Raw genomic sequence first — 23,730 nt, 5'->3', positions numbered from 1 at the left:
GCGACGTGCGCGGCCGCCTGGACACCCTCACGCAGGCCGGCTGGACCGTGCGCTATGTGGACTGGCAGGAACCGCCGCAAGACGCCACCGTGGCCACCGCCCGGCCGCGCCGCATCGACATGGCGCGCGATGGCGGCCCGTCGCCGCTGACCGTGCGGCTCGTGATCGACCCGGAGGCGCGCCAATGACCGCCGAGACCTTGCTGCCGCCCGCGGACCTGCGCGACTGCCCGGCGCCGGCCAAGCTCAACCTGTTCCTGCACGTGACCGGGCGCCGCCCGGACGGCTACCACACGCTCCAGACCGTATTCCAACTGGTCGACTGGTCGGACACCCTGCACTTTCACCGCCGCGACGACGGCGTGATTGCCCGCACCACCGACATCCCCGGCGTGCCCGCCGACACCGACCTTGTGGTGCGCGCGGCGCGTGCCTTGCAGCAGGCCAGCGGCACGCAGTTCGGCGCGGACATCGCCATCGACAAGCAACTGCCGATGGGCGGTGGCATCGGCGGCGGATCGTCCGACGCCGCCACCACGCTGCTGGCGCTGAACCACCTCTGGGGCGTGCGGCTGCCGCGTGCCGAACTGATGCGGATCGGCCTCTCGCTGGGTGCCGATGTGCCGGTGTTCGTCTTCGGCCAGAACGCCTTCGCGGAAGGGGTGGGCGAGGAGTTGACCGCAGTGGATTTGCCGTCCAGCTGGTTCGTCGTCATCCACCCGCGCCAGCATGTGCCCACCGCTGCAATATTTTCGGACGAACGCTTGACAAGGGATACGCCTATCTCCATAATTACGGACTTCGCTGCTTGCACAAACAAATTCGCTTTCGGTCGCAACGACCTGCAAGCGATAGCAACAGCGAAATTCGGCGAAGTTGCCCGAGCCCTTGAATGGCTGAGACAATACTGTCCGCATGCAAGGATGACCGGTTCCGGAGCCTGCGTGTTTGCCCGTTTCGACGATCAGCAAACTGCGCAGCAGGTTGTGGAACAGGTGCCATCGGAATGGGATGGCCGGTGTGTGAGTAGTTTGTCGCATCACCCGCTCGCAACGTTCGCATAGCAAGTTTTCGTCTGGCGAGGTGCTTCAGTTTGGCGCCGCGACGGTCGATAAAGGTTGTGTAGGGGAGTCGCCAAGCTGGTCAAGGCACCGGATTTTGATTCCGGCATGCGAGGGTTCGAATCCTTCCTCCCCTGCCATTACTTCCTATAGTGTTCTGACGAACACTCGCAGAATCGGCTGCCGGCACTGGCCGGCGGCCCAAAAATCTCCCCCAGCAGCAAGACAGGTGCCCCGAATGAGCAGCGAAGGCTTGATGGTATTTACCGGCAACGCCAACCCCAAACTCGCGGAGGCTGTCGTACAGCACCTCGGCATTCCGCTGGGCAAGGCGCTGGTAGGCCGTTTCTCCGACGGCGAAGTCCAGGTCGAAATCCAGGAAAACGTTCGCGGCAAGCACGTCATCGTGCTGCAGTCCACCTGCGCGCCGACCAACGACAACCTGATGGAACTGATGGTGATGGTCGATGCCCTCAAGCGTGCTTCGGCCCGCAGCATCACCGCCGCCATGCCGTACTTCGGCTATGCCCGCCAGGATCGCCGCCCGCGCTCGGCGCGCGTGGCCATCTCGGCCAAGATCGTGGCCAACATGCTCGAAGTGGCCGGTGTGGAGCGCGTCCTGACGATGGACCTGCACGCCGACCAGATCCAGGGCTTCTTCGATATTCCCGTCGACAACATCTACGCGTCGCCCGTGCTGCTTGGCGACCTGCGCGAGAAGAACTACGGCGACCTGCTCGTCGTCTCGCCCGATGTTGGCGGCGTGGTCCGCGCCCGTGCGCTGGCCAAGCAACTGAACTGCGACCTCGCGATCATCGACAAGCGTCGTCCCAAGGCCAATGTGGCCGAGGTGATGAACATCATCGGTGAAGTGGCGGGCCGCAACTGCGTGATCATGGACGACATGATCGACACCGGCGGCACGCTGTGCAAGGCTGCCCAGGTGCTCAAGGAGCGCGGCGCGCTGAAGGTCTTCGCCTACTGTACCCATCCGGTGCTGTCGGGCGGCGCCGCAGCCCGCATCGCGGCGTCCGAGCTGGACGAAGTGGTGGTGTGCGACACCATCCCGCTGTCCGACGAGGCACGCCAGTCCGGCAAGATCCGCCAGGTCTCCACCGCCCCGCTGCTGGCCGAGACCTTCACCCGGATCGTGAAGGGCGACTCGATCATGTCGCTGTTTGCCGACCACTGATGCGCGCTGGGTAGCCGCTGCATAGCGATACCTGCTAGAATTTTGGGCTTTACCGCATTGGCTGCCAGGTTTGGCGGCCAATGTGCTTCAAGCGGCATAACATTTTCGTCGTGCCGCTTCAGTCGAGGCTGTCTGGTCGCGGACAGCCTTCTTACTATTTGGAGTACACCATGAAAGTCATCGCTTTCGAGCGTAGCGTACAGGGAACGGGTGCGAGCCGCCGCCTGCGCAATTCCGGCAAGACCCCCGGCATCATCTATGGCGGCGCCGCCGAGCCCAAGATGATCGAACTGGATCACAACGCGCTGTGGCACGCCCTGAAGAAGGAAGCGTTCCACTCGTCGATCCTGGACCTGGAAGTGGGCGGTTCGTCCGAGAAGGCGCTGCTGCGCGCGTTCCAGATGCACCCGTTCAAGCCGCTGGTGCTGCACGTTGATTTCCAGCGTGTGTCGGCCACCGACAAGATCCACGTGAAGGTGCCCCTGCACTTCATGAACCAGGAATCCGCTCCTGGCGTGAAGCTGGGCCACGGCATCGTGAACCACATCCTGAACGACCTGGAAGTGTCGTGCCTGCCGGCCGACCTGCCCGAGTTCATCGAAGTGGATCTGGGCCAGGCTGAACTGGGCCAGACCCTGCACCTGTCGGACGTGAAGCTGCCGAAGGGCGTGACCGCCATCACCCACGGTGACGACAACCCCGCCATCGCCAGCATCTCGCTGCCGGCCGGCGGTGTGTCCGAAGCTGCTGAAGGTGGCGAAGCCGCTGGCGAAACGCCGGCTGCCTAAGCCTTCTCCCGCATCGAAGAAACCGCCGGTTCGCCGGCGGTTTTTTTTCGCGCGGGATTTTCGCCAGCGTTTTGACGTATGCTGTCTCGCGCCAGACCCTCCCGACCTTCCCGATTCATCGCATGATCAAGCTCATCGTCGGCCTCGGCAATCCCGGGGCGGAATACGAGGCCACGCGGCACAACGCCGGCTTCTGGCTCGTCGACCAGCTCGCCCGCATGGGCGGCACAACGCTACGCGTGGAGGGCCGCTTCCACGGCCTGGCCGGACGCGCCCGGCTCTGGGACCAGGACATCTGGCTGCTCAAGCCGTCCACGTTCATGAACCGCTCCGGGCTCGCCGTGGTGTCGCTGGCGCGCTTCTACAAGATCCTGCCGGACGAGATCCTGGTCGCGCACGACGAGATGGACCTGCCCGCGGGCGCGGTCAAGCTCAAGCGCGGCGGCGGCGCGGGCGGCCACAACGGTCTCAAGGACATTGCCGCACACCTGACCACCCAGGAGTACTGGCGCCTGCGGCTTGGCGTGGGCCATCCCCGCAATGCGCCGGGCGGTGCCGGGGCGGGCCGCGAGGATGTGGTCAACTATGTGCTCAAGCCGCCACGCAAGGAAGAGCAGGAAGCCATCGACACCGCCATCGACCGTAGCATCGGCCCGCTGGGCCTGCTGGCGCGTGGCGAGAACGAGCGCGCGATGATGGAACTGCACACCGGCAAATAAGGGGCGATGTAACGGCCTCGCCGGCCGCAGACAATAAGAAACCCCGCAGTGCGGGGTTTCTTATTTGCCGGACAACCCGGAACGAAGTGGCCTGAGTGCCGAATAATGCTCAAGCTGCATGCCGCGCGGCGGTCAGCAGCCGATAGCGTTGCATCAGCACCTCGTGGGACTCCACGCGGTTCGGGTCCTTCGGAATACAAGCCACCGGGCATACCTGCTGGCATTGCGGTTCGTCGAAGTGGCCGACGCATTCGGTGCACTTGTTGGGGTCGATCTCGTAGATCTCGGGCCCCATCGAAATCGCTTCGTTCGGGCACTCGGGCTCACAAACGTCGCAGTTGATGCAGTCGTCAGTGATCAATAGCGCCATGATATTTCCTTCCTGCGACCCGCCCGCGCCCGACTGGCCGCGTCGGCGGGTTCGAAGGCTCCATTCTATTCCGCTTTGCCGATCTTCTCCTGCAGCCAGCGCTCCACCGAGGGGAAGACGAACTTGCTGACATCGCCGCCCAGCACGGCAATCTCGCGCACGAAGGTGCCCGAGATGAACTGGTACTGGTCCGAGGGGGTCAGGAACATGGTTTCCACGTCCGGCAGCAGGTAGCGGTTCATGCCGGCCATCTGGAACTCGTACTCGAAGTCTGACACCGCGCGCAGGCCGCGCACGATCACGCGCGCATTGTTCTTGCGCACGAAGTCCTTGAGCAGGCCCGAGAAGCCTTCCACGCGCACGTTGGGATAGTGCCCGAGCACCTCCCGCGCAATACCGATGCGCTCCTCCAGCGAGAAGAACGGGCGCTTGTTGGGGCTATGCGCCACGCCGACCACCAGCTCGTCGAAGATATTCGACGCGCGACGGACGAGATCCTCGTGTCCCCGGGTCATGGGATCGAATGTACCGGGATAGACCGCGACGACCATATTTCCTCCTTTGGGGTGCCCGCTGCCGGCCTTGTGGCCGATCGATGGATTCTGGCTGCGCGACGAGCGTTGAACAAACAACAGCGGCGTAGTGTAACGCCAAATGCGGCATTTGGAAGGCCATCCACGAGCTTTCTGCGGCATTGCAGCACGCCCGCAAACGCTTGCCCGGCGCGGCAACTCGTCGTACGACTACCCTGGCTCGCCCTGCCCCGGCACCTTGTGCTGGAGCAGGTGGAAGTACACCGCGCCCGCACGGGCCTGCCGCACGATCTCGAGCGAAGCCGGCACTGGCGCATCGGGCCCGATCAGCGCGTGGTCGGTCTCCACATAGACCGCCCCACCCGGCCGCGACAGCCGTGCCGCATGCTCGAGCGCCGGCCCGAGCCAGTCCTCGGCGAACGGCGGGTCCAGGAAGATCACGTCGAAGCTGGCGCCCGGCATCTGCGCGGCCACGGCGAAGGCATCGCCCTGGATCACCTTGACCTGTGCAGCGTCGAACCGGTACTGATTGTCACGCAACTGGCGCGCCACGCGCGGATTGGCCTCCACCAGCGTGACGGCGGCCGCGCCACGGGATGCCGCCTCGAAGCCAAGTGCGCCGGAGCCGGCAAACAGGTCGAGGCAGGTCATCCCGGACATGTCCTGGCCCAGCCAGTTGAACAGGGTTTCCCGCACGCGGTCAGGCGTGGGCCGCAGCCCTTCGGCCTCGAGGACCGGCAGCAGCGAGCGCTTCCAGCGCCCGCCGATGATGCGGACCTGCGCCGGCGCCTGGCGGGGGGAGGGAGAAGCAGAACGCCCGCGCGGTGCGGGCGACGGTCTGGTGCGCGAATTCATGCCGTGATTGTAGAGCCTGCCGCGCCCCGCCACACCCTCTGGCGGCTGCGCGGCTTCACAATCAGAATCGTCTCAACGATCGAGGCAGCGCCAACCTGGCGCCAAGTTAGCGCCAACTCAGGGCTGCGCCGGGCCGCCGACGATGACCGTGGCCATGGCATCCGGATGCACATGCTTCTGGAACGCCGCCCGCACCTGCTCGCGCGTGACCTTGCCGATCTGCGCCGTCCAGGTGTCGAGGTAGTCGAGCGGCAGGCCATACCAGCCGATGTTCGCCACGTTGGTCAGCAGCTTGCGGTTGCTGTCGATGCGCAGCGGGAAGCCATTGACGAGGTTGTCCTTGGCGGCACGCAGTTCGGCGTCGGTCGGGCCGGTCTGCACGTACTGCTTCAGGATCTCGCGCACCAGTCGCAGCGCCTCGTCGGTGTTTTCCTTCTTGGTCTGGAGCGTGATGCCGAACGGCCCGGGCTGCTTGGCCGGCGCGAAGTAGCTGTCCACGCCGTAGGTCAGCCCGCGCTTCTCGCGCACCTGGTCGGTCAGCCGCGAGCTGAACCCGCCGCCGCCGAGCACGTAGTTGCCAACCAGCAGGGCGAAGTAATCGGGATCGCCGCGCGCAATGGCCGGCTGGCCCATCGCCACGCTGGCCTGTTGCGCCGGATGGGGGATGCGCGTCTCGCTGCCGGGAATCGTCATCTGCACGTCCGGCACCTTGGGCGCTGCCACGCCTTCGGGCAGGCCGCGCGTCAGGTCCTCGGCGATCTGCTCGGCCTGCTTGCGGTCGATGGCGCCGATCAGCGTCACCACGGCGCGCTTGGCGGTGTAGTTGTCGCGCCAGAACTTGAGCAGGTCATCGCGCGAGATGGCCGCCACCGATTCCGGCGTGGCCGACACCCCGTACGGATGGTTCGGATACACGGCCTTCGACAGCGTCTTGTCGGCAATCACGCCGGGGCGAGAGTCGCCCTCGCGGATGGCGGTGATCAGGCGCTGCTTCTCGCGCTCGACCACGGCTGCCGGATAGGTCGGCGCCTTGATCAGCTGCCCGGCCAGCCGCAGTGACTGCTCACGCTCCGGCGAGGCCGTCAGCGTGCGCAGCCCGATGCCGCCACGGTCGCCGCCGGCCGCGCCGCCAAAATCGGCGCCGGTGTCGGCAAAGGCATCGGCCACCTGGGCTTCATTGCGCGCGGGCTGGCCGTCCTGGGCGGCCGCGCCCTTGTCGAGCAGCGCGGCGGTCAGCGTGGCCAGTCCGGCCTTGCCGGGCGGGTCGTAGCGGCCGCCGGCGTCGAAATCGATATTGACATCGAGCATCGGGATCGACGGGCTCGGCACGAAGAACACCTTCGCGCCGGTAGAGGCCGTCCAGTTCTCGATGGGCAGTGCGGCCTGGGCCAAGGAGCCGGCCAGGAGGGCAACCGCCCCGCAGGCCACCGCCGCAAGCCGGCGCACCATCCGTGGCGAGGCAATCGTCATGACGGACAAGGACATCGTGGCTCCTCAGTGACGCAGCCCTTCGGGGGCGGCGGTCTTGGGCTTGTTGGGGTCGATTGGTTGCGGCACCAGCGTGGCCACGGTCAGGTTGTCATCATTGAAATACTTTGCCGCCACGGCTTGCACCTGGGCCGGCGTGACTTCCTTGATCTTGTCGAGCATGCGGTCGATCTGGCGCCAGGAGATGCCCGAGATCTCGGCCGTGCCGATCTCCATGCCCTGCCCGAATACCGAATCGCGCTTGTAGATCTGGCCCGCCACCACCTGCGCCTTGACGCGCTTCAGCTCTTCCTCGGACACGCCGTTCTTCGCAATGCGCTGGATCTCCTCGCGCAGGGCCTTTTCGATCTCGTCGGTGGTGTGGCCGTTGGCCGGGGTGCCGTCGAGCACGAACAGCGATTCGCCGCGGTTGATGCTGTCGTAGCCCACGTTCACGTCATCGGCCAGACGCTGCTCGCGCACCAGTTCGCGGGTCAGGCGGGCGTTGTCGTAGCCGTTCAGCACGGCGGACAGCACCTCCAGCGCGTACGGATCGACGTCCTTCTCCACGTCGTGCAGGCGCGGCACCTTGTAGGCCATGACCATGTACGGATTCTCGGCCGGCGCCTTGACCCAGATGCGCTTGATGCCCTTCTGGGCGGCTTCGAGCTGGGTCTTGCGCAGCGGCAGCGGGCGCGGCTTGAGCTTGCCGTAGTAGCGTTCGGCCAGCGCGCGCACCTCGTCCGGCTTGACGTCGCCGGTCACCACCAGCAGCGCGTTGTTCGGCACGTACCAGGCCTTGTACCAGGCCTGCACGTCCTCCACGCGCATGTTGACGAGGTCGTCCATCCAGCCGATCACCGGATGCCGGTAGGCGGCGGCGGTGTAGACCGTGGCCAGCAACTGCTCGTAGACGGTGCCGCGCGGGGAGTCGTCGGTGCGCAGGCGGCGCTCTTCCATCACGACCTTCATCTCGCGATCGAACTCGTCCTTCTTGATGATGAGGTTGGCCATGCGGTCGGCTTCCAGCTCCATCATCTTCGGCAGGTACTGCTTGGCGATCTGCTGGTAGTAGAGCGTGAAGTCGCGGTTGGTCATGGCGTTCTCGCGGCCGCCAAGCATGGCGATCTGGCGCGAGAACTCGCCCACCGGCACCTTCGGCGTGCCCTTGAACATCATGTGTTCGAGCATGTGGGCCACGCCCGTGGTGCCGCTCACCTCGTCGATGCCGCCCGTGCGGTACCAGATCTGGTGCGCCACGGTGGGCGCGCGATGGTCTTCCTTGACGATCACGCGCATGCCGTTGGAAAGCTGGAATTCGGTGGTGCCCGCCTGGGGCTGGCCCACCGCGGAAGCGGTCCGCGCTCCGGAAGGCGGGCCCTGCGGCGTGGGCGCGGTGGTCTGGGCCATTGCCGCGCCACTAAATCCGGCGAATCCGCCAAATCCGGGCAATCCTGACAGGCCGGAGAAGGCGAAAGCAGCAACCAGTGTGGGAAGGACGCGCCGCGAGAGGCGGGCGGTGGACAGTGATCGGATTCGGGCGGCGCCCGCTCCGGACAAGACAGCGCAATGGTTCATGCGACCCCGTCTGCTAGAATTTTGGCGATTGATTCTACCGGGGTATTGACCCCTTTCCCAATGTTTAGTTTCTGGAAGAAGCGCAAGGCCGAGCCGGCCCCTGCGCCCGCCGAGCCGCCGGCTGCCGAGCCGGCGCCGGCCATCACGCCGGCACCGGTGGCCTCGCCCACCGCTGTCCCCCAACCCCAGCCGTCGCCCAGCCCGGCGCCGGCGCCCTTGCCTGTTCCTGCTCCAACCCCTGCTCCAACCCCTGCGCCTGCCCCGGTTCCGGTCCCCGTGCCGGTGCCGGTTCCGGTGCCAGTCCCTGTTCCCGTCCCGGTTCCAGCCCCCACGCCGGCTCCGGCTCCCGCACCGGCGCCTGCTCCGGTGCCCGTACCCGTGCCGGTCCCGGTTCCCGCCCAAGTGCCGCCTCCGCCGCCGGCGCCGGTCGCCTATGACCCGCCGGTTGTCGAGGAACTCGAACTGACGCCGCCGCCAGCCCAGACCGCCGAGGCCAAGCGCGGCTGGATGACGCGCCTGCGTGCCGGGTTGTCGAAGACGAGCCGGAACCTCGGCACGCTGTTCGTCGGCGTCAAGGTGGACGAGGCCCTGTTCGAGGAACTCGAAACCGCGCTGCTGATGGCCGACGCTGGTGTCGAAGCCACCGAATTCCTGCTCGGCGAACTCCGCCGCCGCGTGAAGAACGAGCGCCTCGAGACCGCCGAAGCCGTGAAGACCGCCCTGCGCGAGTTGCTGACCGACCTGCTGCGCCCGCTCGAGAAGACCATGGAACTGGGCCGCGAGCAGCCGCTGGTGATGATGATCGCGGGCGTGAACGGCGCCGGCAAGACCACCAGCATCGGCAAGCTCTGCAAGCACTTCCAGGCCTACCACCAGTCGGTGCTGCTGGCGGCCGGCGACACCTTCCGCGCCGCCGCACGCGAGCAACTGACCATCTGGGGCGAGCGCAACAACGTCACCGTGGTTGCCCAGGAAGGCGGCGACCCGGCGGCGGTGATCTTCGATGCCGTGAACGCGGCGCGCGCGCGCAAGATCGACATCGTGATGGCGGACACCGCTGGGCGCCTGCCCACGCAGTTGCATCTGATGGAAGAACTGAAGAAGGTGAAGCGCGTGATCGGCAAGTCAATGCCGACGGCCCCGCACGAGGTGCTGCTGGTGATCGACGCCAACACCGGGCAGAACGCCCTGTCCCAGACCCGCGCCTTCGACGACGCGCTGGGCCTGACCGGCCTGATCGTGACCAAGCTGGACGGCACGGCCAAGGGCGGCATCCTCGCCGCCATCGCCCGGCAGCGCCCGGTGCCGGTGTACTTCATCGGCGTGGGCGAGAAAGTGGAAGATCTTCAGCCATTCAAGGCGGACGAATTCGCTGAAGCACTACTCGGTTGAGCATGGCTGGCTTTGGCCAGCTTCCCCTGCAAAACCAGCATGGCGAGCCCCCGGGCTCGCCATTCTCGTTTTATCGCTAGCGCCTCGCTGCGACTTGCCCCTCCGGCAGGCCCGTTTGGCTGCCGGAAGGGGCCGGACTAGCTGCGTGGCCAACGTTGACTGACATCAACCGTCGTCCCAGGGATGGCTGCTGCAATGGCTCGCCCCCGGCATTTCTCACCTGAGGACGAGAACCATGAATGGAACGTTGAAGCCACGCAGGATGCGCGCCTGGCTCGGATCGCTTTGCGTCGCCACGCTGATGGCGGCGTGCGGCGGCGATGACAATGGCGGCGGAGGCGGAGGCACCGGCAAGGTCGATCCGCCGCCCGTGCCGCGCCAGACCATCGCCCTGTCGGGCCAGGTCTACCAGGCCGCCGGCGGGGACAATCCCCACGGCCATGCCGCCGATGTCACCGTCAAGGTGTTCGATGCCGATGGCAAGGCCGTGGTCGCGCAGGGCGCCACTTCGGCCAGCGGCGACTTTGCCGCGCTCGCGGTGCCCGCCGGCAATGCCGTGGTGCGGCTGTCGAAGACCGGCTACGTCGAGCAGGTGGTGCCGGTGACCGCCACGCGCGACGCACGCATCGCGGCCACGCTGCTGCCCGTCGGCACGGCCATCTCCGCGCCGGGCTTCCAGTCCGGCGGCACCTTTGCCGGCGGCGATGGCGCCAGCGTCACGGTGGCCCCCGGGTCGTTCTTGACCCCTGACGGCCAGCCGGTCAGCGGCACCGTGCAGATCGACATCACACCCTACAGCGCGGCCGGCAATCCGGATGGATTCCCGGGCACGCCCTACCTGAACCAGGCGGGCGTGGACGGCATCATGGTCAGCATGGGCATGGCCGATTTCTCGTTCTCGCAGAACGGCCAGCCGCTGCAACTGGCGCCCGGCAAGACCGCACGGATCTCCGTCCCGCTCTATGCCGCCACCACGCCGGACGGCAAGCTGCTCAGGCCCGGCGATACCGTGCCGGTCTGGAGCATGGACAGCAACACTGGCCAGTGGCAGCAGGCCACCGGCATCGCGGGCACGGTGATCGCATCGGCCGACAGCCCTACCGGGCTGGCGATGCAAGCCGACGTGGATCATTTCAGCTGGTGGAATTGCGACTACTTCCGGACCACCCGCGCCATGCGGATCAAGGTGCTCGATGAAGCCGGCGCGCCGGTTTCCGGCCCGGCGTACCTGACTGCCACGTTCACCGAGGCACCCGGTGGCTATGCCACCAGCGGCCAGGCCGTCATCACGCTGGACGGCGGGGTCGCGTCCGTGTCCGTGCCGGACGATGCGGTCGACGGCCGGTTCTCGGTCCGCATCGGCAATCTCGGCGGCGGCGCCAGCGTGAACAAGCTGCAATGGCGCGCGACCAACGAAGTGGTGGTGCGCCTGTCCGGGCTGCCCCAGATCGACTTGACGCCCGGTACCGCGTCGCTGGTGTTCTTCGATGCCGACAAGGCTGGCGGCAAGACAATCCAGTTCGCTCTCGCCACCCGCAACCTTGGCACGACGCCCCTGGAATGGCTGGTCGATGGCGTACCCGGCGGCAACCCGGCAGTCGGCACGATTTCGGCGAGCGGGCTCTACCGCTCCCCGCGCGGCGCCAATCTCGACGCCGCGCTGGATGCGGGTGGCCGCCAGGTCTTGATCACCGTGCGCAGCACTGCCGACCATCTGGTCATGCGCCAGGCATGGGTGACGCTGGAAGCGCCGTCGATCGTCATCGTCGGACGGCGCTATGGCGCAGGCGGCCGCACCGGCGATGACCTGACCACGTACACCGATGACAGCGGCCTGCACAGCCTGCCGACCTATCCGGTCCACAACCTCCATGACGACGCCTTCCAGGCCTACTTCGGCAATGCGGGCCATCCGTTGCGGTCGGTGCAGTGGGAGCTCTCGTGCGGCATGGACATCAACTACGGCGTGAGCGACTGCGCCCCGTGGGCGCCGGGCGCTGCCATGGCCGCCGACGGCACGCTGACCATGCCCGATGTGTCGCCCATCATCCCGCCCGATCACACGATGGACCTCGTCGTCGGGGCAAGCTACGCCGTGCCGTCGCTCTGGCTGCGCGCGACCTCGCCGGACAAACCCGGTCTGCGTGGCGTCATGCAGCTCAAGGTGGTGCCGGTGGAAGACCCGGTGGGCGACAAGGTGAACATCGACTTGCCGGTGGGCCTGTCCACGCCGAGCGTGGCGGCGTCCGGGGTGGACGTTCCCAGCGGCCAATACGTGGTCAAAGATGGCCAGCTTGCGGTCCGCAGCACCGCCCCCGCGCTCGATGTCACGGCCCCCGTCACCTGGAGCCTCGTGTGCCTGACGAGAAGTGGCGCATCCTGCCCCGCTACAGCGTGGCGGCCGACGCTCACGCCGGATGGGCGCCTCTCGGGCATGGCCGGTCAGCCTGGCCTGTGGAGCAGTGACTATCTCTACGTGATGGCTCAGTGGACGGCCGGCGGCGTCAGCAACCGCCTGACGCGATGTATCGTCGGACAAGGTAGTACGGCCTGCAAGCCGTTGGCCCCGTAACCGGCAAATCGGCAACAAAAAAGCCCGGCATCGCTGCCGGGCTTCCTACAACACCATCCACATCGGAACATCCGATAAAAGCCGACTACTCGCTATCCGGCTGCGCCGCCGGCGCGGCCTTCTGGAAGGCTTCCAGTTCCATGCAGGCCGCGTGAATGCGCGCGATCTGCGGATATCGGTCCAGATCGACGTTGAACCGGTGCGCGTTGAACACCTGCGGCACCAGGCACAGGTCGATCAGCGTCGGCGTGTCGCCAAACGCGTACCGACCCACGCGGCCGATCTGCTGGAGGTTGCCTTCGAGCGAGGCAAAGCCCTGCTCGATCCAGTGCCGGTACCACGCATCCTTCGCCTCCTCCGCCACGCCCAGCGTGTGCTTGAGGTACTTCAGCACGCGCAGGTTGTTCAGCGGATGGATCTCGCAGGCGATTTCCTGCGCCAGTCCGCGCACGATGGCGCGGTCCAGCGCGTTCGCCGGCAGCAGCGGCGGCTCGGGATGCGTCTCGTCCAGGTATTCGATGATCGCCATCGACTGGATCAGCGACTTGCCGTCGGCCACGAGCGTCGGCACCACGCCATCGGCGTTGAGCGCGCGATACTCGGGCTTCAGCTGCATGCCGCCTTCCTTGAGCAGGTGCACGCCCGCGTACTCGTACGGCAGGCCCTTCAGTTCCAGCGCGATGCGCACGCGGAACGACGCCGAGCTGCGGAAGTAGCTGTAGAGCTTCAGCATCGGCTCAGACCACCTTGACGGTCAGCTCGCCCACACCCTCGATGCGGCACAGCATGACGTCGCCCTTCACCACCGGGCCCACGCCTTCGGGCGTGCCGCTGTAGATCAGGTCGCCGGGCTGCAATTCGAACAATTTCGAGAGGTACGACACCATCTCGGGCACCGACCAGATCAGGTCCGACAGATCGCCGCGCTGCTTCTCCACACCGTTCACCGCCAGCGTGACCGCACCCTTCTGCGGATGGCCGATCTCGGACACCGGCAGGATCGGGCCGATCGGCGCCGACTTGTCGAATGCCTTGCCGGTCTCCCAGGGGCGGCCGGTCTTCTTCGATTCGTTCTGGAGGTCGCGGCGCGTCATGTCCAGGCCGAGGGCGTAACCGTAGACGTGGCTGGCGGCCTGCTCGACCGGGATGTCCTTGCCACCTTTGCCGATGGCCACCACCAGCTCCACTTCATAGTGGCAGTTGCTGGTGCCCGGGGGGTACGGGAAGGTGCCTTCGGTGCCGTCGGCCACGTAGCTCACCGCGTCGGACGGCTTGCAGAAGAAGAACGGCGGTTCACGATCCGGGTCCGAGCCCATTTCACGCGCATGGGCGGCATAGTTGCGGCCCACGCAATAGACCCGGCGCACGGGAAAGCTTGCGCGGCTGCCGCGCACAGGGACGCCAACGGGGGCTTGCGGCTCGAAAACGAACTCGGTCATCCAAACTCTCCAGACTGTTTTTCTGATGGAATCCGCGCCGGCGGGGCGCGGTAGGCCAAAAGCATACACCCATGCGTACGGCCGCATACAGTCGCGACGGGCAGTTGCCACGGCGCCCGCCCCTCCGCACGCGGCTGGTGCATTGCACAACTGTGGCGCTGCGGGGCGGGCCGGCCCGCACTAGTTCGCGCAGGCCGCCACCGGCCTATCCATCCCCCATGCCCCGCCACGGCCCACCGTCCGCACCGTCCCCGGGCGGACCCGCCACGCGCCGCCTCCCGATAGGGATTTCCGGCAACTTTTCCGCGCGCTTGTGCGCCGCAACGGCGCTGGCACGTGGCTTGCGTTATCGCCTGCACGGCCAACGACGGCCGCGTGGTACCGAAGCACGAAGCTCGCAGCACCCGAACTCACAACCTGAACAACGCGTCCGCGCTGCCGACCATGGCACGCGCGGCGGGACAACGGCGTCCTGAACTGCAAGCTGGCGAAGGCGGGCTGCGGGTCGGGACGCCTTTTTCTTTTTTCGGAGCCATCGCCATGCCCTCTCGCCTCAAAGACGCCAAGCCCCTGCCCGCCGCCGTGGTCCCTGTCATCCCCGACGCAGCCCCAGCCAGCCAGAGCCGGCGCCGCGTGCTGGCCACCATCGCCGGGGCCGGCGTGATGACGCTGGTAGATCCGCTGGTGCGCAGCGGCGCCTGGGCGGCCGGCTCCGATGCCCCGGAGAAATCCGAAGTCCGCATCGGCTTCATCCCGCTGACGGACTGCGCCTCGGTGGTCATGGCGTCCACGCTCGGCCTGGACAAGAAGTACGGCATCAAGATCACGCCGAGCAAGGAAGCCAACTGGGCCGGCGTGCGCGACAAGCTCGTCAATGGCGAACTCGACGCCGCGCACGTGCTCTACGGCCTGATCTACGGCGTGCAGCTCGGCATCGGCGGCGCCAAGAAGGACATGGCCGTGCTGATGAACCTGAACCACAACGGCCAGGCCATCACGCTGTCATCGAAACTCGCCGAAAAAGGCGCCAAGGACGGCGCCAGCCTGAAGGCGCTGATGATGAAGGAGCGGCGCGACTACGTGTTCGCCCAGACCTTCCCCACCGGCACCCACGCCATGTGGCTCTACTACTGGCTGGCCGCCAACGGCATCAATCCGATGCAGGACGCCAAGGCCATCACCGTGCCGCCGCCGCAGATGGTGGCGAACATGCGCGTGGGCAATATGGACGGCTTCTGCGTGGGCGAGCCGTGGGGCGCGCGCGCCATCGCCGACAAGATCGGATTTACCGCGGAAACCACCCAGGCGATCTGGAAGGATCACCCCGAGAAGACGCTCGGCACCACGGCGGAGTTCGTCCAGAAGCACCCGAACACCGCGCGGGCGATGGTCGCCGCCATCCTGGAAGCCTCGAAGTTCATCGACGCCTCGACCTCCAACCGCCGCAAGACCGCCGAGACCATCGCCGCCAAGTCCTATGTGAATACCGACATGGACATCATCCTGGACCGCATGCTGGGCCGCTACAGCAACGGCCTGGGCAAGACCTGGGACGACCCCGATTCAATGAAGTTCTACCAGGACGGCGCGGCCAACTACCCGTTCCTGTCCGATGGCATGTGGTTCCTCACGCAGCACAAGCGCTGGGGCCTGCTCAAGGAGCACCCGGACTACCTGGCCGTCGCCAAACAGGTGAACCGGATCGATATCTTCAAGCAGGCCGCCGCCGCCGCGCAGGTGGCCGTGCCGAAGAGCGATTTCCGGACGGCCAAGCTGATCGACGGTGTGACCTGGGATGCCACCAAGGACCCCAAGGCCTATGCCGATGGATTCAAGATCAAAGCCTGACCTCGCCGTTTCCTTGATTTCCCGCTGCCCTCACTTCAGGAGCCAGACGTGAATGCCATTGCCCACCCCGCGCCGGAAGGCACACCCGCCATGACTTCGGACATTGTCGACACCGACACCAAGGAGCAAACCCGCCGCCGGGCGGCGCAGCTGGCCGCACAGGAACGGGTGGCCGCCCGCCGCGAGGCGCTTGGCGCCATCGTGCGCCGGACGGTGCCACCGCTGGTCGGCTTCGTCCTGTTCCTGCTGGTGTGGCACGGCATTGCCACGCTGATTCCGGCGCTTCCCACGCCGGGCGCCACCTGGAACGCCGCCGTGCCGCTGTTCTCCGATCCGTTCTACCGCAACGGGCCGAACGACCAGGGCATCGGCTGGAACATCCTGGCCTCGCTGGCGCGCGTGGCGGCCGGCTTCGGGCTGGCGGCAGTGGTCGGCATTCCGGCGGGCTTCCTGCTGGGCCGCTTCGCCTTCCTGAACGCGATGGCGGCGCCGGTGATCAGCCTGCTGCGCCCGGTCTCGCCGCTGGCGTGGCTGCCGATCGGCCTGCTGCTGTTCAAGGCCGCCAACCCGGCCGCCATCTGGGCCATCTTCATCTGCTCGATCTGGCCGATGATCATCAACACGGCCGTCGGCGTGACGCGCGTGCCGCAGGACTACCTGAACGTGGCGCGCGTGCTCGACCTCTCCGAATGGAAGGTGTTCCGCAGCGTGCTGTTCCCGGCCGTGCTGCCCTACATGCTGACCGGCGTGCGGCTCTCGATCGGCACCGCGTGGCTGGTGATCGTGGCCGCCGAGATGCTCACGGGCGGCACCGGCATCGGCTTCTGGCTCTGGGACGAGTGGAACAACCTCAAGGTGGAGCACATCGTCATCGCCATCTTCATCATCGGCGTGGTGGGCCTGATCCTCGAGCACCTGCTGCTCGCGCTGGCCCGCCGCTTCAGCTACGGCAACAACTGACCGCCCCCCGAAGGAGCCATCGCCATGGAAAAGTTTGTCAGCATCGAGAACGTGGGCCAGACCTTCAAGACGCGCAAGGGGCCGTTCGTGGCCCTGCGCGACATCAACCTGGGCATTGCCGAGGGCGAGTTCATCACGCTGATCGGGCATTCTGGCTGCGGCAAGTCCACGCTGCTGAACCTGATTGCCGGCCTGACCACGCCCACCACGGGCGCGCTGATCTGCGCCGGGCGCGAGATTGCCGGGCCGGGGCCGGAGCGCGCCGTGGTGTTCCAGAATCACTCGCTGCTGCCGTGGATGACGTGCTTCGAGAACGTCTACCTGGGCGTGGAGCGCGTGTTCGCCGCCACGGAGGGCCGCGCCCAGCTCAAGGCGCGCACCCAGGACACGCTGGCGCTGGTCGGCCTCACCCACGCCGAGAGCAAGTATCCGCATGAGATCTCGGGCGGGATGAAGCAGCGCGTGGGCATTGCCCGGGCGCTGGCCATGTCGCCGAAGGTGCTGCTGATGGACGAGCCGTTCGGCGCGCTGGACGCGCTGACCCGCGCCCACCTGCAGGACGAACTGATCAAGATCGTTGCCCGCACCCGCAGCACCGTGGTCATGGTCACGCACGATGTGGATGAAGCCGTGCTGCTGGCGGACCGCATCGTGATGATGACGAACGGCCCGGCGGCCACGGTGGGCGAGATCCTGAAGGTGGACCTCCCCCGCCCGCGCGACCGCGTGGCGCTGGCCGACGACAAGGGCTACCACGCCTGCCGCACCGCCGTGCTGGACTTCCTCTACCGCAAGCAGCGCAACCCGGCGCTGCGCGAGGCAGCCTGACCCCGGCGGGGGGTGCGTGGGATAGCGGGCGTGGGCGAAGCCGCCCTGCTCCGCTATCATGAACGGCAGAACGATCCACATATCCCCCTCCCGCCATGACATCTGCCACCCCGACCCTTCCGCCGTTCTCGGCCAGCAAGTACATCAAGGAGATTGGGCGCGGGGTCAATGGCGCCCGGGCGCTGCCCCGCGAGGACGCCCAGGTGCTGTTCGATGCGATGCTGGCCGGCCGCGTCTCCGACATCGAGCTCGGTGCCGTGCTGATGGCCTACCGGATCAAGGGCGAGGCGCCGCACGAGCTGGCCGGCATGCTGGAAGCCGCCCACGGCCACTGCGCCCCGCTGGCGGCGCCGCCGGACAAGCCCGTGGTCGTCATCCCCAGCTACAACGGCGCGCGCAAGCAGCCGAACCTGGTGCCGCTGCTGGCGCTGCTGCTGGCGCGCGAGGGCGTGCCCACGCTGGTCCACGGCTCGCGCGAGTTCGACGGCCGGGTGACGAGCATGCAACTGTTCGAGGCCCTCGGCGTGCCGCTCTGCGCCACGCCGCAGGCCGCGCAGGACCAGCTGCGCGCCGTCGCCAATCCGCTGGCCGTGCTGCCGATCGATGTGCTGTCTCCAGCGCTTTCGCGCCTGCTCGACAAGCGCCCGATCATCGGCCTGCGCAATTCCTCGCACACCATCGTCAAGATGCTGCAACCGGTAGGCAGCCACACGCCGGCCGAGGCGCTGCGGCTCTATAGCTACACCCATCCGGAATATCGCGAGACGCTGACTGACTACTTCTCCCACGAGCCCGCCAACGTGCTGCTGGCGCGCGGTACCGAGGGCGAAGTGGTGGCGGATGCCCGCCGCAGCAGCCGCATCGACTGGCTCCACGATGGCCATCAGCGGACGATGGTCGATCCGGCAAGCGGGTCGATTGGCGAGGTGCCCGAGCTGCCGCCCGGCACCGACGTCGGCCAGACCGCCGCCTGGATTCGCAAGGTGCTCGATGGCGACGTGCCGGTGCCGGCGCCGATCGCCACGCAGGTGGCGACCATCCAGGACTGCCTGAAGCAGGCCACGCGCGTGGCCTGGGCCAGTCCGGTCTGACGACGCCTGTGGACGGTCAGGGCCGGCGCGGGGGCAGCGGAATCCGCTCGGTCTCGCCCGGCACGTGCGGGAACTCGTCGTTCTCCCAGCGGCGCGCGGCGTCGTCGATGTCTTCCTTGGTGCTCGCCACGAAATTCCAGTAGATGAAGCGATGGCCGTCGGTCGGATCGCCGCCCAGCAGCATCACGCGTGCGGCGGTGGTCGCGGTCAGCGTGGCCGGCTCGCCCGGCACCAGCACGGCGAGGTGTTCCCCCGCCAGCGCCTCGCCATCGATCGTCACATCGCCTTCCACCGGATAGAGTCCGCGCTGCACATGCTCGGGCGGAATCACCAGCGTCGCGCCGGCTTCCATGTCGATGGCCACGTAGAGCGTGCGGCTATACACCCGCACCGGGGATTCCGCGCCGAAGGCATCGCCGGCAATCACGGTCATCCGCACGCCGGGCAGCTCCAGCTTGGGCAGCGTGGCGCCGGGATGGTGATGGAACGACGGCGCATCCTTCTCATGCGCCTTCGGCAACGCCACCCAGGTCTGGATGCCGTGCAGCAGCGGGCCGGCCTGGCGCGCGGCGTCTGGCGAGCGCTCCGAGTGCGTGATGCCGGTGCCGGCTGTCATCCAGTTCACGTCGCCGGGGCGAATCACCTGCTCGCTGCCCAGGCTGTCACGGTGCATGATCTCGCCCTCGAACAGATACGTCACGGTCGCCAGGCCGATATGTGGATGTGGGCGCACATCCATGCCGCTCTCCGGCGGCATGGACACGGGACCGAGGTGATCGAAGAAGATAAAGGGGCCCACGGTCTGCGTGGCGGCGGCGGGCAGCAGGCGGCGGACCGTGAACTCGCCGATGTCCCGCACATGGGGCTTGAGCAAGTGTTCGATGGCAGACATGACAGGACTCCTGGCAATGGGATAACAGCGAGACAACAGGGAGATAACAGCGGAAAGCGGGGCTCCAGTGTAGCGAAATGCGCAATACAGCATCCCGAAATCACGATGAAACCGATTGGGGCAAGTTCCCTCTAATCATGGTACGCGACGCTGGCGGCCCGCCAGCCCTTGCCAGACAAGGCGCGGACGTCGCACCGAGGCCGGTTACGCTATCCCAATAACAATATCCATTGGCCGGAACTATCAACCCTATAGAAGCTCTAACTTAGCACTCGCCGAACCTGAGTGCTAATATGCGTTGCAGTGCGGTGTCTCTTCCGATTCTGGAATCGAGGCACGCCGGCAACCTACCGCCGGAAGCGAAAGGAGCAATAAGCGTGACCGCAGTTCTGTCTGCCGACCAAACCAAGATGACTGGCCGTCTGCCGATGGCCCCCCAGAATGCCGCCGCTGGCAGCCTCGCGCTCGCCTTCCCGGCCGCAGTGGGCAATCTGGATAGCTACATCCAGGCTATCCACCGTATTCCGCTGCTGACCGCCGAGGAAGAGCAGCGCCTCGCGCGCGACCTGCGCGACCATGAATCCGTCGATGCCGCCCGCCGGCTGGTGATGTCCCACCTGCGTCTGGTGGTGTCCATCGCCCGCCAGTACCTGGGCTATGGCCTGCCGCATGCGGACCTGATCCAGGAAGGCAACATCGGCCTGATGAAGGCCGTGAAGCGCTTCGACCCCGATCAGGGCGTGCGTCTGGTGTCGTACGCGATGCACTGGATCAAGGCCGAGATCCATGAATACGTGCTGAAGAACTGGCGCATGGTCAAGGTGGCCACCACCAAGGCCCAGCGCAAGCTGTTCTTCAACCTGCGCAGCCACAAGACCGGCGCGCACACGTTCACGCCCGAGCAGGTGGAAGCCGTGGCGCGCGAGCTGAACGTGAAGCCAGAAGAAGTGATGGAGATGGAGACCCGCCTGTCGGGCGGCGACCTGGCGCTGGAAGGCCAGATCGACGACGGCGAGGAGGAATTCGCCCCCATCGCGTATCTGGCGGACAACCACAACGAGCCGACCCGCGTGCTCGAGGCCAAGCGCCAGGACCGCATGCAGGTGGAAGGGCTGGGCGAGGCGCTGGAGCGTCTGGACGCCCGCAGCCGCCGCATTATCGAGGCGCGCTGGCTGGACGTGAACGACGACGGCTCGGGCGGCGCCACGCTGCATGAGCTGGCCGACGAGTTTGGCGTCTCCGCCGAGCGCATCCGTCAGATCGAGGCGGCCGCGATGAAGAAGATGAAGGGTGCGCTGGCGGCTTTCGCCTGATCCTCCGCTCCCCGCAATGCAAGAGGGCCGGTCATGTTGACCGGCCCTTTTTTCGTCCTGCGCGCAGCTTACGACAGCAGCAGCTTCAGATCATGCGCGATCGGGTCCGGCCCCTGGCCGTGGCGCAGGAACAGGCGCAGCTGGCCGTTGGTATCGAACACATAGCTGCCGGCCGAGTGATCCACGGTGTAGTTGTTGGGCGAGGTGCCCGGCACCTTGGCGTAGAAGACCTTGAAGTCCTTGGTCACCTTCTTCAGCCCCACCTCGTCGGCCGGACGCAGGCCCAGGAAGCGGGCGTCGAAGGCCGGTACATACTGGCCCAGCAACGCGCCGGTGTCGCGCTCCGGGTCCACGGTGACGAACAGCACCTGCACCTTGTCGGCGTCCGGGCCGAGCTTGTCCATCACCGCTTTCAGCTCGGCCATGGTGGTCGGGCAGACGTCCGGGCAGTGCGTGTAGCCAAAGAACATCACCACGGCCTTGCCCTTGAAGTCGGCCAGCGTGCGGGTCTTGCCGCTCGGGTCCAGCAGCGCGAAGTCCTTGCCGAACTCGGTAGCGCCCGAGATATCCACGTTCTTGAACGAGGGCTTGGGCTGCCCGCAGGCGGCCAGCAGGGTCGCGCAGAGCGCCAGCAGGCAGAATCGGCGGAACTGGGCAAGGAGGGACGGTGAGCCGGGAAGAGTCATCAGGGGAGCGCGGTGGTCGGGAGAGAGTGCCCGGAAGTATCGCCGATCACATCGGCGCTGGCCTCCGGGCGCGGCAAGATGCCGCAGGCGGGCCATCAGACCTGCGGCACGAACTTGAAGTAGTGATCCACCAGCAGCGCCGCGAACAGCAGCGAGAGGTACAGGATCGAATAGCGGAAGGTGCGTTGCGCGAGCGCGTCCGAGTAGTTGCGGAACAGCTTCCAGGCGTAGCCGAGGAACACCAGCCCCAGGCCCAGCGCGGCGGCGAGGTAGATATAGCCGCTCATGCCGTAGACGAACGGCAGCAGCGTGGCGGCGATCATCACCAGCGTGTAGAGCAATATGTGCAGCAACGTGTACTTTTCGCCATGGGTGATCGGCAGCATCGGCAGGCCGGACTTGGCGTAGTCTGCCCGACGGTACAGGGCCAGCGCCCAGAAGTGCGGCGGCGTCCACGTGAAGATGATCAGCACCAGGAACCACGCTTCGGCCGGCACGGTGCCGGCCACGGCGGCCCAGCCCAGCGCGGGCGGCATGGCGCCCGACAGCCCGCCGATGACGATGTTCTGCGGCGTGGCCGGCTTGAGCAGGATCGTGTAGACCACCGCATAGCCGAGGAAGGTGGCGAAGGTCAGCCACATCGTCAGATCATTGGCGAACACGTGCAGCAGCCACATGCCGGCGCCACCGAGGATGGCCGAGAAGACCAGCGTCTGCGCGCTGGTGATCTCGCCCGTGGCGGAAGGCCGCCACGCGGTGCGGCGCATCATCGCATCGATTTTCTGTTCGACCAGGCAGTTGATGGCGAACGCCGCACCGGCCAGCAGCCAGATACCGGCGGCGCCGCCCAGCAGCACCGGCCACGGCACCATGCCGGGCGTGGCCAGGAACATGCCGATGACGGCACAGAACACGGCCAGTTGCGTGACGCGCGGCTTGGTCAGCGCGGCATATTGGCGAGCCAGGTGCCGAATACGGCTCACGGAGGAATGAGTTTGGGTAGCGGAGACCACGGGAGGCATCTTGTCCTTCATGTGGCGCGCGCGGCTGAGGCGGATTGAGCGGCGGCGCCGGCATAACGTGTCGCGAGGGTCGCGAGGCCAATATTGTAGTGGAGACGGAGTAACAGCATCAGCAACAGGGCCGCGCCGCCGTTGTGCGCCACCGCCGCGCCGAGCGGCCAGTCGAACACGATGTTGGACAAACCGGTGGCCAGTTGCAGCGCCAGCACGGCCAGCAGCCACGTGGCGTGGCGCGTCAGGCCCTCCAGCCGGCGCGCGCGCAGGCCGAACCAGGCCAGGAAGCCGAGCACCACGAAGGCAAAGCCGCGATGCACCCAGTGGATGGCCACCAGCGCCGCGTGCGGGATGTAGTCGCCATCGGCTGTCATGCCGAGCTGGCGCCAGAGCGTGAAGCCGTGGCGGAAGTCCATCTCCGGCACCAGCTGGCCGTTGCAGAGCGGGAAGTCGGTGCAGGCCAGCACCGCGTAGTTCGTGCTGACCCAGCCGCCGAGGAAGATCTGGGTCACCAGCAGCGCCAGCGCCACCCACGCCGCCCAGCGCAGCGAGGCCGCCTGCGGGGTCACCGGGTGCGGCGGGTCATTGCGCGAGCCGAGCACGATCAGCGACGACAGCAGCGCCATCGCCAGCAGCAGGTGGGTCACCACGATGATTGGCTGGAGCTTCATCGTCACGGTCAGCGCGCCGAACAAGCCCTGCACGCAGACCAGCACGAACACCCCCGTGGCGAACCACGGCGACTGCTTCAGCTCGCGCCGCTTGACCCATGCCAGCACCATCAGCGAGATGATCAGCACGCCCACCGCCATGGCGAAATAGCGATGGATCATCTCGATCCACGCCTTGGCCAGCGTGACCGGGCCGCTTGGCAGCGCGGTCTCTGCGGCGCGGATCGGCTCCATGGCCGCGTGCGGGTTCGAATGGCCGTAGCAGCCGGGCCAGTCCGGGCAGCCCAGGCCGGAATCGGTCAGCCGGGTGAAGCTGCCGAACATGATCAGGTCCAGCGTGAGGAAGGCGGTGACCCAGACCAGCTTGCGGTACTTGTCGCGGCTGCCCCGCACCAGCACGTACGAGAGCGGCAGCAGGGCAATCAGGATGCCAATGATGGCGAGTTGGAGCAGCATCGCA

Annotated in this window: 23 protein-coding genes and 1 tRNA gene; 13 read left to right on the top strand and 11 right to left on the bottom strand. The window is 66.8% G+C overall.

What is annotated here, in order from left to right:
- From KHO18_RS20975 to pth, 6 genes are all read left to right on the top strand, one after another.
- Positions 1-188: outer membrane lipoprotein LolB (locus KHO18_RS20975; protein ID WP_244844955.1), on the top strand; the 188-nt coding region annotated here is incomplete at its 5' end.
- Entirely contained in the window at positions 185-1,063 is an 879-nt protein-coding gene (gene ispE, locus KHO18_RS20970; protein WP_211943792.1) for a 4-(cytidine 5'-diphospho)-2-C-methyl-D-erythritol kinase, read from the top strand. The genes KHO18_RS20975 and ispE, both read left to right, overlap by 4 nt.
- A 60-nt stretch (positions 1,064-1,123) precedes the next feature.
- Positions 1,124-1,200, top strand: a tRNA-Gln gene (locus KHO18_RS20965).
- Positions 1,201-1,298: 98 nt separating this feature from the next.
- The gene (locus KHO18_RS20960) at positions 1,299-2,252 is read left to right on the top strand and encodes a ribose-phosphate pyrophosphokinase (RefSeq protein WP_092291674.1); all 954 of its coding nucleotides are present in this window, start codon (positions 1,299-1,301) and stop codon (positions 2,250-2,252) included.
- Between the two features lie 170 nt (positions 2,253-2,422).
- Entirely contained in the window at positions 2,423-3,040 is a 618-nt protein-coding gene (locus tag KHO18_RS20955; RefSeq protein ID WP_144198915.1) for a 50S ribosomal protein L25/general stress protein Ctc, read from the top strand.
- Between the two features lie 122 nt (positions 3,041-3,162).
- On the top strand, positions 3,163-3,759 hold the full coding sequence (gene pth / locus KHO18_RS20950; protein ID WP_144198917.1) for an aminoacyl-tRNA hydrolase: 597 nt from the start codon (positions 3,163-3,165) through the stop codon (positions 3,757-3,759).
- A gap of 109 nt (positions 3,760-3,868) precedes the next feature.
- On the opposite strand, the gene KHO18_RS20945 is transcribed toward pth, so the two are convergent.
- The 5 genes from KHO18_RS20945 to KHO18_RS20925 all read right to left on the bottom strand — a co-directional run bounded on the left by KHO18_RS20945 (position 3,869) and on the right by KHO18_RS20925 (position 8,562).
- Positions 3,869-4,129: a YfhL family 4Fe-4S dicluster ferredoxin gene (locus tag KHO18_RS20945; protein ID WP_144198919.1), complete on the bottom strand. Its 261-nt coding sequence runs from the start codon at positions 4,127-4,129 to the stop codon at positions 3,869-3,871.
- Positions 4,130-4,194: 65 nt separating this feature from the next.
- Positions 4,195-4,680 (bottom strand): pantetheine-phosphate adenylyltransferase, encoded by a 486-nt coding sequence (coaD, locus tag KHO18_RS20940; RefSeq protein WP_011515175.1) that lies wholly within the window; start codon positions 4,678-4,680, stop codon positions 4,195-4,197.
- 192 nt (positions 4,681-4,872) lie between these two features.
- On the bottom strand, positions 4,873-5,517 hold the full coding sequence (rsmD, locus tag KHO18_RS20935; protein WP_187645087.1) for a 16S rRNA (guanine(966)-N(2))-methyltransferase RsmD: 645 nt from the start codon (positions 5,515-5,517) through the stop codon (positions 4,873-4,875).
- A gap of 117 nt (positions 5,518-5,634) precedes the next feature.
- Positions 5,635-7,002 (bottom strand): M16 family metallopeptidase, encoded by a 1,368-nt coding sequence (locus KHO18_RS20930; protein ID WP_211943791.1) that lies wholly within the window; start codon positions 7,000-7,002, stop codon positions 5,635-5,637.
- Between the two features lie 9 nt (positions 7,003-7,011).
- Complete coding sequence (locus tag KHO18_RS20925; RefSeq protein WP_144198923.1) at positions 7,012-8,562, bottom strand: M16 family metallopeptidase; 1,551 nt, start codon at positions 8,560-8,562, stop codon at positions 7,012-7,014.
- A gap of 60 nt (positions 8,563-8,622) precedes the next feature.
- Here KHO18_RS20925 and ftsY point away from each other — a divergent pair, with 60 nt between their 5' ends.
- Together ftsY and KHO18_RS20915 are read left to right on the top strand one after the other, a co-directional pair.
- Complete coding sequence (gene ftsY / locus KHO18_RS20920) at positions 8,623-9,954, top strand: signal recognition particle-docking protein FtsY (RefSeq protein WP_377731807.1); 1,332 nt, start codon at positions 8,623-8,625, stop codon at positions 9,952-9,954.
- A 235-nt stretch (positions 9,955-10,189) separates the two neighbouring features.
- The gene (locus tag KHO18_RS20915) at positions 10,190-12,526 is read left to right on the top strand and encodes a carboxypeptidase-like regulatory domain-containing protein (protein ID WP_211943790.1); all 2,337 of its coding nucleotides are present in this window, start codon (positions 10,190-10,192) and stop codon (positions 12,524-12,526) included.
- An 85-nt stretch (positions 12,527-12,611) separates the two neighbouring features.
- Here the strand turns inward: KHO18_RS20915 and maiA are convergent, their stop codons facing one another.
- Positions 12,612-13,259: a maleylacetoacetate isomerase gene (gene maiA, locus KHO18_RS20910; protein WP_211943789.1), complete on the bottom strand. Its 648-nt coding sequence runs from the start codon at positions 13,257-13,259 to the stop codon at positions 12,612-12,614.
- A 4-nt stretch (positions 13,260-13,263) separates the two neighbouring features.
- The gene (locus KHO18_RS20905) at positions 13,264-13,965 is read right to left on the bottom strand and encodes a fumarylacetoacetate hydrolase family protein (RefSeq protein WP_149136789.1); all 702 of its coding nucleotides are present in this window, start codon (positions 13,963-13,965) and stop codon (positions 13,264-13,266) included.
- 540 nt (positions 13,966-14,505) lie between these two features.
- Between KHO18_RS20905 and KHO18_RS20900 the strand changes: the two genes are divergently transcribed.
- The 4 genes from KHO18_RS20900 (at position 14,506) to ybiB (ending at position 18,692) form a co-directional block, all read left to right on the top strand.
- Positions 14,506-15,813, top strand: a complete 1,308-nt coding sequence (locus KHO18_RS20900; protein WP_144198931.1) for a CmpA/NrtA family ABC transporter substrate-binding protein — start codon at positions 14,506-14,508, stop codon at positions 15,811-15,813.
- Positions 15,814-15,861: 48 nt separating this feature from the next.
- Positions 15,862-16,773, top strand: coding sequence for a nitrate ABC transporter permease (ntrB, locus tag KHO18_RS20895; RefSeq protein WP_244844953.1), 912 nt, complete (start codon positions 15,862-15,864; stop codon positions 16,771-16,773).
- 24 nt (positions 16,774-16,797) lie between these two features.
- Positions 16,798-17,601 (top strand): ABC transporter ATP-binding protein, encoded by an 804-nt coding sequence (locus KHO18_RS20890; protein WP_211943788.1) that lies wholly within the window; start codon positions 16,798-16,800, stop codon positions 17,599-17,601.
- Between the two features lie 95 nt (positions 17,602-17,696).
- The gene (ybiB, locus tag KHO18_RS20885) at positions 17,697-18,692 is read left to right on the top strand and encodes a DNA-binding protein YbiB (protein WP_144198935.1); all 996 of its coding nucleotides are present in this window, start codon (positions 17,697-17,699) and stop codon (positions 18,690-18,692) included.
- A gap of 16 nt (positions 18,693-18,708) precedes the next feature.
- On the opposite strand, the gene KHO18_RS20880 is transcribed toward ybiB, so the two are convergent.
- Positions 18,709-19,584, bottom strand: a complete 876-nt coding sequence (locus tag KHO18_RS20880; protein ID WP_211943787.1) for a pirin family protein — start codon at positions 19,582-19,584, stop codon at positions 18,709-18,711.
- 410 nt (positions 19,585-19,994) lie between these two features.
- Between KHO18_RS20880 and rpoH the strand changes: the two genes are divergently transcribed.
- Positions 19,995-20,897: an RNA polymerase sigma factor RpoH gene (gene rpoH / locus KHO18_RS20875; RefSeq protein WP_244844960.1), complete on the top strand. Its 903-nt coding sequence runs from the start codon at positions 19,995-19,997 to the stop codon at positions 20,895-20,897.
- A gap of 68 nt (positions 20,898-20,965) precedes the next feature.
- Here rpoH and KHO18_RS20870 read toward each other — a convergent pair whose 3' ends face one another.
- From KHO18_RS20870 to KHO18_RS20860, 3 genes are all read right to left on the bottom strand, one after another.
- Positions 20,966-21,583, bottom strand: coding sequence for an SCO family protein (locus KHO18_RS20870; RefSeq protein ID WP_144198941.1), 618 nt, complete (start codon positions 21,581-21,583; stop codon positions 20,966-20,968).
- Between the two features lie 95 nt (positions 21,584-21,678).
- Positions 21,679-22,617, bottom strand: a complete 939-nt coding sequence (gene cyoE / locus KHO18_RS20865; RefSeq protein ID WP_211943785.1) for a heme o synthase — start codon at positions 22,615-22,617, stop codon at positions 21,679-21,681.
- Entirely contained in the window at positions 22,614-23,726 is a 1,113-nt protein-coding gene (locus KHO18_RS20860) for a COX15/CtaA family protein (protein WP_144198945.1), read from the bottom strand. Before KHO18_RS20860 ends, cyoE begins: the two co-directional genes overlap by 4 nt.
- Positions 23,727-23,730 lie beyond the last annotated feature (4 nt).

The sequence above is a fragment of the Cupriavidus campinensis genome (genome assembly GCF_905397395.1).
GTDB classification, from domain to species: Bacteria; Pseudomonadota; Gammaproteobacteria; order Burkholderiales; family Burkholderiaceae; genus Cupriavidus; species Cupriavidus campinensis.
Note: the sequence above shows the minus strand (reverse complement) of the source record. Positions and strands in the feature narration are given on the sequence as shown.

What these genes read in the sequence shown, in the direction of transcription:
- ispE (WP_211943792.1), top strand. Translation starts at nt 185, where the DNA reads ATGACCGCCGAGACCTTGCTGCCGCCCGCGGACCTGCGCGACTGCCCG.
- KHO18_RS20960 (WP_092291674.1), top strand. Translation starts at nt 1,299, where the DNA reads ATGAGCAGCGAAGGCTTGATGGTATTTACCGGCAACGCCAACCCCAAA.
- KHO18_RS20955 (WP_144198915.1), top strand. Translation starts at nt 2,423, where the DNA reads ATGAAAGTCATCGCTTTCGAGCGTAGCGTACAGGGAACGGGTGCGAGC.
- pth (WP_144198917.1), top strand. Translation starts at nt 3,163, where the DNA reads ATGATCAAGCTCATCGTCGGCCTCGGCAATCCCGGGGCGGAATACGAG.
- KHO18_RS20945 (WP_144198919.1), bottom strand. Translation starts at nt 4,129, where the DNA reads ATGGCGCTATTGATCACTGACGACTGCATCAACTGCGACGTTTGTGAG.
- coaD (WP_011515175.1), bottom strand. Translation starts at nt 4,680, where the DNA reads ATGGTCGTCGCGGTCTATCCCGGTACATTCGATCCCATGACCCGGGGA.
- rsmD (WP_187645087.1), bottom strand. Translation starts at nt 5,517, where the DNA reads ATGAATTCGCGCACCAGACCGTCGCCCGCACCGCGCGGGCGTTCTGCT.
- KHO18_RS20930 (WP_211943791.1), bottom strand. Translation starts at nt 7,002, where the DNA reads ATGTCCTTGTCCGTCATGACGATTGCCTCGCCACGGATGGTGCGCCGG.
- KHO18_RS20925 (WP_144198923.1), bottom strand. Translation starts at nt 8,562, where the DNA reads ATGAACCATTGCGCTGTCTTGTCCGGAGCGGGCGCCGCCCGAATCCGA.
- ftsY (WP_377731807.1), top strand. Translation starts at nt 8,623, where the DNA reads ATGTTTAGTTTCTGGAAGAAGCGCAAGGCCGAGCCGGCCCCTGCGCCC.
- KHO18_RS20915 (WP_211943790.1), top strand. Translation starts at nt 10,190, where the DNA reads ATGAATGGAACGTTGAAGCCACGCAGGATGCGCGCCTGGCTCGGATCG.
- maiA (WP_211943789.1), bottom strand. Translation starts at nt 13,259, where the DNA reads ATGCTGAAGCTCTACAGCTACTTCCGCAGCTCGGCGTCGTTCCGCGTG.
- KHO18_RS20905 (WP_149136789.1), bottom strand. Translation starts at nt 13,965, where the DNA reads ATGACCGAGTTCGTTTTCGAGCCGCAAGCCCCCGTTGGCGTCCCTGTG.
- KHO18_RS20900 (WP_144198931.1), top strand. Translation starts at nt 14,506, where the DNA reads ATGCCCTCTCGCCTCAAAGACGCCAAGCCCCTGCCCGCCGCCGTGGTC.
- KHO18_RS20890 (WP_211943788.1), top strand. Translation starts at nt 16,798, where the DNA reads ATGGAAAAGTTTGTCAGCATCGAGAACGTGGGCCAGACCTTCAAGACG.
- ybiB (WP_144198935.1), top strand. Translation starts at nt 17,697, where the DNA reads ATGACATCTGCCACCCCGACCCTTCCGCCGTTCTCGGCCAGCAAGTAC.
- KHO18_RS20880 (WP_211943787.1), bottom strand. Translation starts at nt 19,584, where the DNA reads ATGTCTGCCATCGAACACTTGCTCAAGCCCCATGTGCGGGACATCGGC.
- rpoH (WP_244844960.1), top strand. Translation starts at nt 19,995, where the DNA reads ATGACTGGCCGTCTGCCGATGGCCCCCCAGAATGCCGCCGCTGGCAGC.
- KHO18_RS20870 (WP_144198941.1), bottom strand. Translation starts at nt 21,583, where the DNA reads ATGACTCTTCCCGGCTCACCGTCCCTCCTTGCCCAGTTCCGCCGATTC.
- cyoE (WP_211943785.1), bottom strand. Translation starts at nt 22,617, where the DNA reads ATGAAGGACAAGATGCCTCCCGTGGTCTCCGCTACCCAAACTCATTCC.
- KHO18_RS20860 (WP_144198945.1), bottom strand. Translation starts at nt 23,726, where the DNA reads ATGCTGCTCCAACTCGCCATCATTGGCATCCTGATTGCCCTGCTGCCG.